This is a genomic window from Proteinivorax tanatarense, from assembly GCF_040267685.1.
Taxonomy (GTDB): Bacteria; Bacillota; Proteinivoracia; order Proteinivoracales; family Proteinivoracaceae; genus Proteinivorax; species Proteinivorax tanatarense.
The window spans coordinates 1,571,139-1,584,068 of sequence record NZ_CP158367.1; the positions used below are offsets into that span (position 1 = coordinate 1,571,139).

10 protein-coding genes and 2 pseudogenes are annotated in these 12,930 nt (G+C 33.6%); 1 reads left to right on the plus strand and 11 read right to left on the minus strand.

What is annotated here, in order from left to right; translation table 11 throughout:
* Positions 1–26 precede the first annotated feature (26 nt).
* The 7 genes and pseudogenes from PRVXT_RS07810 to PRVXT_RS07840 all read right to left on the minus strand — a co-directional run bounded on the left by PRVXT_RS07810 (position 27) and on the right by PRVXT_RS07840 (position 5,094).
* Positions 27–332, minus strand: a complete 306-nt coding sequence (locus tag PRVXT_RS07810; protein ID WP_350342325.1) for a hypothetical protein — start codon at positions 330–332, stop codon at positions 27–29.
* A 245-nt stretch (positions 333–577) separates the two neighbouring features.
* Positions 578–1,579, minus strand: a complete 1,002-nt coding sequence (locus PRVXT_RS07815; RefSeq protein ID WP_350342326.1) for a hypothetical protein — start codon at positions 1,577–1,579, stop codon at positions 578–580.
* Positions 1,580–1,864: 285 nt separating this feature from the next.
* A pseudogene (locus PRVXT_RS07820) lies at positions 1,865–2,038 on the minus strand (IS110 family transposase); the annotation flags it as partial.
* Positions 2,039–2,152: 114 nt separating this feature from the next.
* Positions 2,153–2,365 carry a hypothetical protein gene (locus PRVXT_RS07825; protein WP_350342327.1) on the minus strand — a complete coding sequence of 71 codons (213 nt, stop codon included), beginning with the start codon at positions 2,363–2,365 and terminating at the stop codon, positions 2,153–2,155.
* Between the two features lie 341 nt (positions 2,366–2,706).
* A complete protein-coding gene (locus PRVXT_RS07830) occupies positions 2,707–3,477 on the minus strand; it encodes an endonuclease/exonuclease/phosphatase family protein (RefSeq protein ID WP_350342328.1) in 771 nt (256 codons plus the stop codon).
* 390 nt (positions 3,478–3,867) lie between these two features.
* Positions 3,868–4,164 (minus strand): annotated as a pseudogene (locus PRVXT_RS07835) (UTP--glucose-1-phosphate uridylyltransferase); the annotation flags it as partial.
* Between the two features lie 183 nt (positions 4,165–4,347).
* Positions 4,348–5,094 (minus strand): nuclease-related domain-containing protein, encoded by a 747-nt coding sequence (locus PRVXT_RS07840; protein WP_350342329.1) that lies wholly within the window; start codon positions 5,092–5,094, stop codon positions 4,348–4,350.
* 159 nt (positions 5,095–5,253) lie between these two features.
* Here PRVXT_RS07840 and PRVXT_RS07845 point away from each other — a divergent pair, with 159 nt between their 5' ends.
* Entirely contained in the window at positions 5,254–5,760 is a 507-nt protein-coding gene (locus PRVXT_RS07845; protein WP_350342330.1) for a metal-dependent hydrolase, read from the plus strand.
* 12 nt (positions 5,761–5,772) lie between these two features.
* Here PRVXT_RS07845 and PRVXT_RS07850 read toward each other — a convergent pair whose 3' ends face one another.
* The 4 genes from PRVXT_RS07850 to PRVXT_RS07865 all read right to left on the minus strand — a co-directional run bounded on the left by PRVXT_RS07850 (position 5,773) and on the right by PRVXT_RS07865 (position 12,925).
* On the minus strand, positions 5,773–6,555 hold the full coding sequence (locus tag PRVXT_RS07850; protein WP_350342331.1) for a hypothetical protein: 783 nt from the start codon (positions 6,553–6,555) through the stop codon (positions 5,773–5,775).
* 17 nt (positions 6,556–6,572) lie between these two features.
* Positions 6,573–7,223 carry a hypothetical protein gene (locus tag PRVXT_RS07855; RefSeq protein WP_350342332.1) on the minus strand — a complete coding sequence of 217 codons (651 nt, stop codon included), beginning with the start codon at positions 7,221–7,223 and terminating at the stop codon, positions 6,573–6,575.
* 377 nt (positions 7,224–7,600) lie between these two features.
* On the minus strand, positions 7,601–11,185 hold the full coding sequence (locus PRVXT_RS07860; RefSeq protein ID WP_350342333.1) for a recombinase family protein: 3,585 nt from the start codon (positions 11,183–11,185) through the stop codon (positions 7,601–7,603).
* 102 nt (positions 11,186–11,287) lie between these two features.
* Complete coding sequence (locus PRVXT_RS07865) at positions 11,288–12,925, minus strand: recombinase family protein (protein WP_350342334.1); 1,638 nt, start codon at positions 12,923–12,925, stop codon at positions 11,288–11,290.
* Positions 12,926–12,930 lie beyond the last annotated feature (5 nt).

A 12,930-nucleotide genomic window follows, 5' to 3' on the forward strand; every position in this document is an offset into this window, starting at 1 on the left:
TGTAAACTTCACACCATCTACATACTTCATTCCTTCTTCTGTTCTCCATGCTCCTTGAACTGAATTGTTAAATTCAAGGTCATTTGCATTAACATAATCAATTGTTGACATCGACAGATATTGATTACCACTTTCAGCTGATATAAAATAGTACAAATTCTTATCTCTACTATTTTCTCCATAGATTGACAGTATGGTGGGATTTTTTTATCTATAGTCACATACAAAATTATTCCATCTTCTTTATAGAGCAAGAAAGAATCCTCCGGCAGACTGATGCAATCATCAATCTCTGATGCTCCAATTATTATATGGGTCTTGTCTTGACTCACAATCCAAAACACGCTTAAAGTAATTAGAATAATGGCAACCGACGTTGAAATAATAACCTTTTTCTTATTACTATAGCTTATCACTCCTTTCTTTTTAGCTTTTTATTCTTAAAAGCTAATATCTACTTAATCCATAATTTCCTCAAAAATAATCACAATATTATCTTCCATCCTATCACAACCTCAAAAAATTTTGAGGCTATTTTCTCAGTAACACCAATTTTATTAAGAACATTAGACCTAAGCTAAATGTTTGTAACTCGCTGATTATTGAGCATAATAACCACTTTTCCTTCCTCATAATCTTTGACAGTACAGACATACCCACGTGTTGTGAGATTACCATCAAAATAAATACATTTATTTTGTGGTACCCCAAGCCCTAATCCTCCTTTTCCTCTATAAAACTTTACATTCCCACTAAATTGTTTTATGTCACTTGTTGTTGATACGGCATTTTCTTTTTTCTCACTTCTTGGTTGATTATATCCTGAATAATTACTCACACTATTTCCAGTACTCATTGTATCTGAACTAGCAGACCCAAGAACAAACGATAATATTATTCCTATCATTGCTAGAATAATAATACTTAAAATTATCACAATTATATTTTGAACAACAAGTAATACTAAAGGCACAGCAAGAAACGATATTGCACCTGCGGCACAAGCATACCCAAGCATCCATCTACATTTCGTTGTTAATAATACAATTAAAGATGAAACAAATGCAGCAACAAGGGTTATCACTAGAATTATTAGGTACATTTTAAGTTGCTCAGCTTCTAATCTGTATAGAAAGTTAATAATAAAATTCCCTTCTCTCAAGTCCATTAAAAAAAGTGTTATTCCAATTAAAGCTATAAAAGATAAATCGAAAATCATTATTACTTTTTTTGTTTTTGTAGCTTGTGAGAAAAAGGTAATAAGCAAAATTATCATTTGGAAAGTCAGCAAAAATTTTATTGTAGTACCAAATAAATTCCCATAAAGTATTGATGTAGTACCACTAGAGAAGGCATCTGTAATTCCAGCTATACCATTTACATTAATAAGAGCAACCTGATCTGCATACCCTCCTTGAACAATGTTTATAATAAATGCTACTATAAACCCTACTATAGAGGTTGCTACTGCAAGTGCTGGCAGCAATATTCCCAAACTGTGTAATGTATCGTTATTAAATTCTTTTAATGCAGCTTTTACTTTATTAATTGTATCCCTTGTTATTGTGCCTATTTTCATTATCATAACCTCCTAGGTGGTAATCTGTAGACTTCATTAACACCCTACTTTTATTTCTTAATCACAGAAGACCTCTATTATCCTTATGTATTTTGCAAACAAATTTTAAGTGAACTTATAAATGATTTATTAATCTTTTTCTTAACATCCTTGGGACCAACTACTTTAACTTTATGAATATATTGCATTACCCATATTTTAATAGCTTCCACTATCACCTAATTGATACTGTTACTTTTTCATCATTCTAATTAATAACGTTCCAGGTTAATTCCAAAGGCACTAAGAGTAGAATCTGTAAAATCCTTCTACACTGTTGTAAAATTTAAATACCTTATCCAGTTCTATCCCCCTCCAGTCAAAGGCTCTAGCATAGTGTATCTCACTAGCTATATCAACACCTATGACAATTGTTTCTTCTTTTACTTGATTAATTTTGTTATTTTGGTTAAAATTCATTAGTAGGACCTCCAATAAAATGATTTATTACACTGATCAGTGATAATTTCATTTTACTGTGAGGTTTCTTTTTATGCAAAGCTTAAATTTAATTAATAACAGGAATGCTCCTTATTAAATATCATACTTTTTTACAAATTTGTGTATTCGTTCAGTTTTGTTTCTGAATTTGTTTTTTAATCTTTCAAACTCTTTTTCTTGTTCTTCTGTAATTTCGTCTGGATCTTTGTTATCTATCTTTGATATATAAGACAAAAACTTAACATATGAACCACAGTAATGGTTGTATTCTTTGAGCATTTCTTCTAAAATTCGTTCTGTTTTCACATATCATTCCCCCTTCTTTTATGTTTTCATTACTCTAATATTTATTTAATACCTCTCCCCGCATGGACCTTCTTACCCTTAATTTTGAAACCCTTAAAATAAAATTGTCATTATTTGGCAAACCTCTTCTACCTTAAGTGAGAGCTGAGATAATTAACCATCCCAGCTCTCAGTCTACTCTGTTACCCTACTCTACTCATACGAGATGCCAGCTAGGTATTCTATCCCTCATCTCTCCCATAGGCTAGTCCAAAACTTAAGTTTAGATTGTTATTAACTTAGTTTCTAGTATCCTCCACTCCAGAAACCTAAGTAATTGATATTTAAAAGATATCGAAATCTCAACATAATTTCACTTCACAAATTAACGGTCTATGGTCCGAAACGTTATCCTTAGTTTCTATAAATTCGGCGGAAAAACTCACAATTTTATCACGAAAAGCAGGTGAAAGGAAAACATAATCTAATCTGTTCGGACTACAATTGTTACCTATTTGGTTACTTGTAGGGTAGCAGTTTATCCACCCTTTTGACTCTAAGTTAGTAATGCAATCTGTTAGTGGTCTATATGGATACTTTATTGTGTATTGTTTAAAAACGTCTTCAGTGTAAGGATTAAAATCACCTGCGATAATGGCATATTCATTATTAGATTTAAACAAATGAGCACATTTTAAAATGCTTTGGATATATGGTTCTTTCCGTTCGGTAATACTTTCTTCTTTTAATACACCTTTTTGTTGTTGGATTGGCGGAACATGTATACCTAGTATCTTCAAGTTATTAATTTCGAACATATCCGTTACTTTAATAGCTACATATCTTCTCTCTAGGTTAAAATCATACTTAAGTTTTTTCGTCTCCTTCTCCTTATTTTTCACAGCAATTAGTAGTGAGCAGGTATCTTTTGCGGATGCGTTTTTGGGAGTATAAATTTTATATTGTCTATCATAAAGCTTAGTTTCTATAATTTTACCAAAAGTATTAGGTTGATATTCAGTCAAAAGAACAATATCACAATCTGCCTTATTAATAGTACCTAAAATCTCCTCCGCTCTGTTTTTATCATTTTTCATTGTGTTACATGAGATGTTCCAAACTATTATTCTCATAAAAACCTCCTAATTTATTTAATATATATCTTCACCCTGCTAAAGTAAATATAAGAGACTATTAGAAAACCTAGTTGGGTAATCTAGGAGAAGTTTCCTATTCCCCTACCTAAGATGGAAGAACTAAGCCAAAAACACTGTAAGCTTGTGTCATTAGTGAATATTCAACGACTCGACAAGAAAACTATTATTCTGCTCTTACCAGATATTTAAGAAAGAAATTATATAGTTTTAACATGTTAAAAACACCTACTTTTCTCGTTTTAAGGTGGAAAAGTATATTTTTTCTTTTGGATCTTCCTATCCAACCATCAAACTATCTTCTATCCAACTAAACCTAAAAACCCCGAGCATATAAAGATAGCCCGAGGTTTTTAGGTTTAAATTTATTTACTTTTTCTTCTCAGAAGCAGCAGCTGCTTGTGCTTTTGTTATTTTGTTGCCTGTTTCTTTCTCCACTACATCAACTAAATAACTTAAAAAATCTTCTCTTAAACCTTCTCTCTTAAGAGCAAACTCAACTGTAGCTTGTAGGAACCCTTGCTTGTCTCCTACATCGTGTCTTCTACCTTCAAAGATGTAGGCGTACATTGCTTCTCTTGTGGCAAGCTCTTTAAGAGCATCTGTCAGCTGTATTTCATTGCCTTTGCCTGGCTTAGTTTTTTCAAGGATATCAAAAATCTCCGGATTACGCCACGATTTAAATAGAATAAAATGATTGAAAAACCACAACATATAGTGTGTTCTAAACCGATTTTATTCAATATATTGTGTATTATCCTTAGTTAATAATCACCAACATGTATATACATAATTAAAAAAGCCCACCACGTTATGTGGTGAGCTACCTAACTTAAGTACATTATTCAACTAAGCTGTCCCCTCAAGGTTACTTTCACTTACTAATAGGTTTTCGATATCATTTATCTGCTTCTCTGTTAGACTCTCATTATCTTCACTTTGGATGTACTTTAATAAATCATATCCATCATTTTTAGGCTCTGCAAAAACAGGAACTTTGTTTGTTTCAACATGAATCTCTACCCTTGGATGAGTAAAGTAAACTATTCCTTGAACCCAACTGTTTAACCCATTATTTTTTAAAAGTTTAGAAAGCCTATAAACATGGGTGCGCACTTGCTTTCCAGGGTTATAGTAATGACGGCTATATTCACCACCCTTACGCCCAACTTTATCTTGACGCCACTCCTTTTCTTCTTCACTACCATATATAGTACCATTCCAGTTTTTAATTTCTGTCACAAAAATTCCAGTAGGGCCAACTACCACAAAATCTAACTGACTCTTACCTCCATCTACCTCTATATTAACATCACAAATCACTGTATATTCATCAGGTAGTTTTCGCAAAGTACTTATTGCATACTCCTCTCCTTCTAGTCCTGAAGCCATGGATTCTACTTTACTATGTGGCGAGGCAAGACTAAGCATCCGAAAAAAGGCTATGATCCCCAATATAAACGTGAATATAAATTGTTCTAGTAAGACAGACAGCAGTACAACTATACCCCATATAAAAATTTCCCTGTTCCTTTTAGCATTAATCCTTTTAATTTCCTCATTTAAAGAGTTTTTATTTGCTACTATTTTAGCCATATCATTCCCTCCTTTACTTAAGCTTCTATAATAAAAAAGAAGTAAGTGGACTATAACTTAAAGGTTATTTATGTCCATTTACTTCTTTTTTATAAACTTTATATACAAGTTCTATTTTTTCTAGTTTCACATAGAAAGTTTTAAAGGAGGGATAATGCTATGAAACACCCTACTCATAAAGCTATAGGTGTAGCAGCATACTCAGGATTAATCGTATTTTTTTATAAGCCGTTTTCTGTGGCATTTAGCTTCATATTATTAGCTTCATCCATTTTGTCATACTTTTCTTCCATTCTCCCAGACTTAATAGAGAAAAGCAAAAAAGAACACAGAGGTTATACGCATTCATTTTTCTGGTCTATTGTTATAACCCTAATTTCTTGTAATTTAATTGTCCCCTTACATATTTGGTTAAAATCTCAGGGCGTTTACTTCCCAGTAATTGTCCCTATATTTGCTGTTTGGATAGGATATACTTCCCATTTTATTGCCGATTACTTTACAAATAAGGGAGTGTGCATTTGGTGGCCTTTTGATGAAGAACGCAAAGGATATAAGTTATGGGAGCATGAGGACAGGGACGGGCCAGAATTTCTTATTACCATAATTTCATGGGTACTTACCATTATAATTTGGATTAGGCATTTTAGTTTCTACTACTTATAATCTAGTTACCCATTATAATTTGTTTAGTTTTAAAACGTATTTTTTATATGCTTCTATTACAGGTTTAAAATAATCATCTGGATCTTTTTTAGCTGGGGCAGAAAAATGAAAAGTATTTAAAAGGGGTATATAGCTATCATTGACCTTAAGTTTATGTACATTTACATTCTTACCTTTTTCAATAGAGGTTAGATTTCCTAAAGCCCTTAGAGATTTACCTAAATTCATGGCAATAATTAAATCAGGCTTCAATATACTAATCTGCTCATTAAAAAAATTAATCTCATCACTTTTAAAACTACTAACAAAGTTATCGATAAGAGGCCAGTCGGCGCTCCATCCGCTAGATTCATTACTTAATTTTGATAAATTCATAAAAGAGAAACTTATCCCTTCTTTGGTACCAAATGAATCTGTGAGCTCGGATGCGTAAGGTATATTACTCCAATTATACTCTTGGTTATTTAGAGCATAAGTTATATAGAACATGCGGGCATGAAAGGAGCTACGGTTTATGGTTTTACTACCCACCTTATTATTTTTGTAAGCGTCATAAAGGACAGTGATGTAATTCTGACCTGATATACCCAATGACTCTCGGCCAATAAATAACACCTTGACTTTTTGATTATAATAATACGGATAGAACCCATCAAAAACTAAAGAGTCAGCATTGTAATTATACATAAAAGACTTTGATAGCGCGCTTTTATACCACCTTCGAAACAACCTTTCAAGGTCTGTTAGCATCTCTTTATCATTCTCATGAAACTTTTCCATATCTGGTATTAACATCTTACTCCCCCCTATGCCTAACTTCCAGTAATAAAAATATCTATCTCTACTATCCCACTTTTAGAATCATCGTGACTATATGAAAAAGGGAAATATATTATCTCAACTCCTTCGTACCTTGCCTCTATCAGTTCATTTACAAAACATCCTATTTCATGTAACCAAAACAAATTGCCACTTCCCTCGTTAGTACCATACCGTAAAGCTAAACAAGCTTTTTTGGGCAAAAACTTAACATCATTAACAAATCTCCCTATATTTTCCCTGTAATCGTATTCAGTTCCACATAAAAGGTATTTGTGCGCTAAAAGAGATCCTTCAAGACTGAATAATAATTGTTCTTTAAATTCGGTGCCAATAGGGTGATGCACTTCTAGATTAAAAAACGCTTCAAGAATTCTAATGAACCCTTGTAGTGCCACTTTATTAGGTAGTTGTATATAAGCATTATCAGACATATTTTTTTCATATTTAATCAAATACTCATAATCTTTGTTATTAGATTCCTTCTCTAAGCTATAGATAAAAAATAGTTGTTCATAAAGCCCTGAAATAGAATCCGTGCATTCCTCTAGGTTTAGCACCTCAAAAACATTCGTTTTTATACAGTCTTTAATAGTGTTATCGTTAATGTAAATAACTTTTTTTCTTTCTTCGTATCTAAGCAATTTTTTAGCTCCTTACGTATTTTGTTTTCTGATAAGCTTTACTTCATGGCCAGATACAATAATCTAGGTATTATATCCATTCTACATTAACCATTTAATTCCTCTATACCTATTTAAATATCTTCAAACCTTATTAAACTGTTGTCCTTGTATCAATATGAGCTCTTTTTCCTCGTCCAAGCCATAATGTTAGCAGTTACATAGGCCACATATATTGGCTTCAGAATACTTATTATTGATGTTTACTAAATGAAGTTAAGTGGTGAACTCCTTTTAAATAGCTGTGCGTATTTTATATAACCTTCATAAAAAAAGTAAAAAAATAAGCCCCACCCAGCGGCTGATAATTTATTATCAGTCAACTAGGTGGGGTTTTTTTATGATTCGTCCTTTACAGAATAGTACCTTTGTTCTTTTTGTTTCCACTTAGGTAAGGTCCTTTTTAGCCTTCCATCTTCAAGAAGTGAGTTGAGGATTGTTGCTCTGAACTTTGTTTTAGATATACAGATATAGCTGTTCATAAAGTCTACCATTTCTAAAAAACTTTTCTGTTCCTCACAATATTTCAGGAGGGCTCTTACCTCTGGCCCATGCAAAAATTCTTGTCGCTTAGCCTCTCGCTTTGCAGCCCTTTTTTCAGCTCTTGATTTTTTATAATCTTCATATTTAAAATCTATTGTCCACTCCACCCCAAATTTTAACTTATATATAATTCTACCGTCAGTTAAAATTTTTCCGCTTTCGATTATTCTAGTAAAGATTTCTCCAGGAAAATTAGTTATTTCATTTTTAGTTTTCCTAATTAACCACCTTAAGTCTGCTTTTAGGCTGTTAACCTTTAGTTTTCTATTTTCCAACTCTTTTATTTTATTTTGTATATCCACTATTTTCTCGGTTAGCTTTGCTACTTTCTCAGAATCCTGGCCATCTTTATTCAACTCACCATCAACCGCTTCATACAGTTGCTGGTTTAAGACTTCTATCTCTTTTCTATACTCATCTTCCAAACGCAAGTCTTCATCACTTAATTCCTCTTTTGCAATAACTTTTTCCAGCTCATCTTTTAAGGTTTTACTGCCTTTAAAATAGTTAAGCATCTTTTTAAAGTGAAGTTCAATATACTCTTCCCTAACTGAAAGGGATCTACAGTCAAAAGTAATTTTGCGAGCTGCATAACATCTCCAAATATGAATTTCTGGGTTTCCTTCTGCCTTATATTCAATCCTTCTAGAATGTCCGATTAAAGCGCCACATTCACAATAAAACTTTTTTACAAACGCCTCGTTTTTTATGTTTTCCTTTGGGTATTTTCTTCTTTCTTTATTCTCATAATCGTCTTTTCGCTTTTTTATTATCTCTTGAACTTTGTCCCAAACTTCCCTACTGACAATTCCTTTATGATGATTTTCTATTAGCATTTGGGGTAGTTCTCCTTTGTTTGGCGTAAGCTTTGCTACCCCTTCTTTTGTATCTTGCATATAGTATTTTTGATAAAGGACATCCCCTTTATATACTTCATTTTTTAATATATTTCTTACAACTCCTAGATACCAGTTTCTTTTACCTAGTGGAGTTTTAACCCCTTCATCTGTTAACTCCTTGGCAATTTGGTTAAAGTTTTGTCCTTCAAGAGTCCTTTGATAAATCTTTCTGATTACTTCAGCCTCTTTTTCAATAATGTTCCACGTTCCCTTTTCAAAGCCATAGTAAGGTTCGCTGTTATTTACTATCCCCCGTTCTGCATAACTTTTTTTACCCCATGAAACAGCTTCACCAATATTTGAGCTTTCCTCTTGCGCAATGCTTCCGTATATTGAAAGCATAAGTTCGCTCTCTTGGTCTTTTGTGTTAATGTTTTCTTTCTCAAAATAAATATGAACAGGGTTTGGCAAACTCTTTAGCATTCTTACTATAGATAATGTGTTAATGACATTTCTACTAAATCTAGATATTGATTTTGTAAGAATCAAATCTACCTTTCCAGCCTTACACTCATCAATTAATTTTAAAAGTTCTGTTCGATTATTTAAAGACTTCCCCGAGATCCCCTCGTCTGCGTATATCCCGGCATATTCATAATCTGGGTTCTTTAAAATTAAATAAGTGTAATAAGCTACTTGTGTTTTTAAGCTTATCTGCTGCTCGTTTCTTTCTGTTGATACCCTGCAATATGCAACCGTTCTTTTTTTGCCTTCACTTATATTTTTAAAGGCCCCAGAGTTACTTTTTTCTTTTTCTAACTTGTTCTGTAAGTCACTCATAATAAGCCCACCCTGGCCAGGCTTAATAGTTACCACTTCCCTATTTGGCTTTTGTTTCAAATCATCTCCCCCTTCCTCCTTTTTAATTTCTTCATAAGGGATACTTTGACGTTTGCCTTTTGTACTTGATAAAGATCCTTCTTTAATATCGGGCTTTATAAATTGTGCTTTCCCATAGGAACTGCAATCTCCCATCACTGTTTCGCTACCGTCAATCCACCTTATAATATAATCTTTAGATGAATAGATTTTAATTTCTGTAGCCCAAGCCCTTAAGATCTCTATTGACGCACCGTTAATAAAGTCACTTCTACAGTGAATTTCTTTCAGCCAGTTTATTGCTTCTACCCGATATTTTCTATCGTCTTCAACCTTTGTGATCTTCTCTTCAAAAGTAAGATAGGCTTTTTCCATTTGTTCTATTTCCACAGCTGTTAGGACATCTTCTTTTCTTGCAATTTCAATTTCTGTTAAAAATTTAAGTCTGTGAAATTCAAAATGATCATTTTGATTCACTCTTTTTATAATTTCTTGTAAAACTTTCGGTTCATCTAAGTCGTATTTGTTTTGAATAGCTTTTAACATCATCTCAAATATCAAATTCTCTCTTATTGACTTCCGTTCACATGCACCAACAAAGCTGGGAGCGCATCGCCAATAGTTTACCCCTTTTGTTGGATGCTTGATCAATTTATGACCACAATGCCCACACTGCATTCTCCCCGATAAAGGTGTTTTTCCCTGCCTCTTTTGCACACTAGGGGGTGCCTTAATTTCGTCTAGTCTTTTTTGAGCTAAGGCAAAAGTCTTTTTATCTATAATGGCGGGATGGCTATGTTCGATGAGAACTTTATCTTTCCCCTCTGTTGTAATAGCCCCTGTAAAAAGATTACGAGTGTTTAACCTAGTTATCTTATCACCTGTGTATGTCGGATTTGATAATATGTCTTTAACAGCGCTACCTTTCCATAAATCCCTACCTAGTGAAGTCTTAATCCCTTCACTTATCAATTGTCTAGCTACTGCCTTAAGAGATAAGCCGCTTAAAAACAAATCAAATATTCTTCTTACGCTATCAGCTTCTTGCTCATTTATTTCAAGTGATGATACTCCTTCGCATTTCACAATGTCATAGCCCAAAAGATTAGAATATCTAGGAACTCCTCCCATTAGTTTCTTTTCTATTCCCCATTTTATTGATTGAGAAATCGTTTCTATTTCTTCTTGGGCTAAAGCAGCATGTGAACTAAGAAGAAACTTATTATAATCTATAGAAGTATCGATATTTTCTTTTTCAAAGTATATTCCAACACCTAGCTCTTTTAAGTTTTCTACCATATCTAAAAGCTCTTCAGAATTCCTAGAAAGTCTAGATACGTTCTTAGTAAGAACCATATCAACTCTTCCTTCTTTACAATGTCTAAGCAGTCTTTGAATTCCGCTTCTTTTTAGGTTAGCACCAGAAGAACTTTTATCAAAATATATCCCTACAAACTTCCAATTAGGTCTGTTTTTTATTAGATGGGTATAGCGGCTAACCTGGTTTTCTAAAGAGTTTACCCTCTCCTTTACTCCAGCACTAACACGACAATAGGCAGCTACCTTAACTCCTGGCTTGTCACTTTCTAGTGGGCTTTTTTTTATTTCCTTTATCGGGTTCCATAAGGTTTGAATCCATTTTCCTTTTTCACTGGTATTCAATTTTAAATCTCCCTTCATAAAGCGATATTCAAATTATAATATTAATCGCTCACTTACAGTAAAAAGTCAAGCTCTTATCGCTTATTTGAAGGGAGATGCAGGTTATTTTTTCTTTGTTGCCTCTGCCTCTCGACTAATGCCGCATTTAAACTCAAAACTAACTATTTGGCTGTTATTTAGCACCCCTTTCTCAACTGTCTTTACAAAAATATCGTCCCTAAACTTTGAATCATTGCCTAGGCTATCTAGCATTTTTAGAAGTTCATCTAGTTGTTTTTCCAAAAACAATCTTTCTTCATTATTTTCACTTAGCTGTTCATATTCCGTTTCAAGGATCTCTCGCTCATAGGTCAGATGCTCTAATGTCGCTTGGTAGATTTTATCGTTAGTAGCTGTTTCTTTTTCCGCGATCATACTGGCTCTGTTGTTTAAGGCTTCAAGCTGGTTCTCAAGTTCTTTAAGTCTAGCCTGCTCTTTTTTACTTAAAGCTTTTTGCTCAATTGCTTTTTTCACATCTTCTTTAACCTCGTTTTTGTTTTTCTTCATCTCATAAAGAGTTTTCATAAACCCTTTTTCAAGTTCCTCTTCCCATACATACCTGCAATTACAATCTTTAAAGTCTGGATCCTTATGAGCTGCTACCCGGCATTGCCAGGCTGTAAAACGATACTTCTCTTTATTTTTCGTGGATGTAAGCCTTCGGCGAAGTACTGGCCTGCCACATTCAGCGCAAAATAACTTATTTGAAAATACGCTTTTTCCACTAAAGCATTGCCTATATTTGTTATCCGGATCTGTTCGCATTTTTCTTCTGCGCTTTAGTTCCTGCTGCACTAAGTTCCAGACATCTTCTGAAATAATCGCTGGGTGAGTATTTTTAACAAAATATTGAGGTTCAATATCTTTGTTTACCACTCTCTTTTTGGTTAAAAAATCTATGGTGACAGACTTTTGAGCAAGGCAGTGGCCCATGTACTTTTCTTGGTTTAAAATTTGATATACCGCATAGCTTGTCCAATGTTTGTTTCCCCGTGCTGTTGGCACCCCCTCCTTTGAGAGCCTTTTGGCTATCGTCGGTGTCCCCTTCCCAGCTAAAAACTCTTTATAAATCCTTCTTACCACTTCTGCTTGTTCATCATTTATAACTACGTTTCCTGATTCATCAGTGTCATAACCTAAAAAGTATGTCGTCGGCATGTGAATATCACCTGCCTGGAATTTTTTGGATATCGCCCATTTTGTGTTGGTAGATATGGATCTAGACTCCTCTTGGGCCATCGAGGAAAGAATAGTCAAAAATAGTTCGCCTTTCCCATCTAAGGTATCTATATTTTCTTTTTGAAACCAAACCCCAACCCCTATACTTTTAAGTAGCCTGATAGACTGCAGCGCTAACAAAGTGTTTCTTGCAAATCTGCTTATTGATTTAGTGATGATATAATCAATTTCTTTGTTTTGACATCTTTCCATCATTCTATTAAACGCTACACGTTTTTTTGTTGAGGTCCCTGACAATCCATGGTCTGCAAAAATTTCTACCAGTTCCCAATCAGGATTTTTATCAACGAGTTCTTTAAAATAGTTTACTTGCAAATCATAACTTTTCTCTTGTTCAGCTGAATCTGTTGAAACCCTTACATAGACTCCAATACGTTTTTTGTCCTTGCTTGATTTGTCAGTTATCCTAGACTTTTTTGCTTTTGCTGGTATCATCCGAACTGATGATGTTTTTTTACTCATCTAAC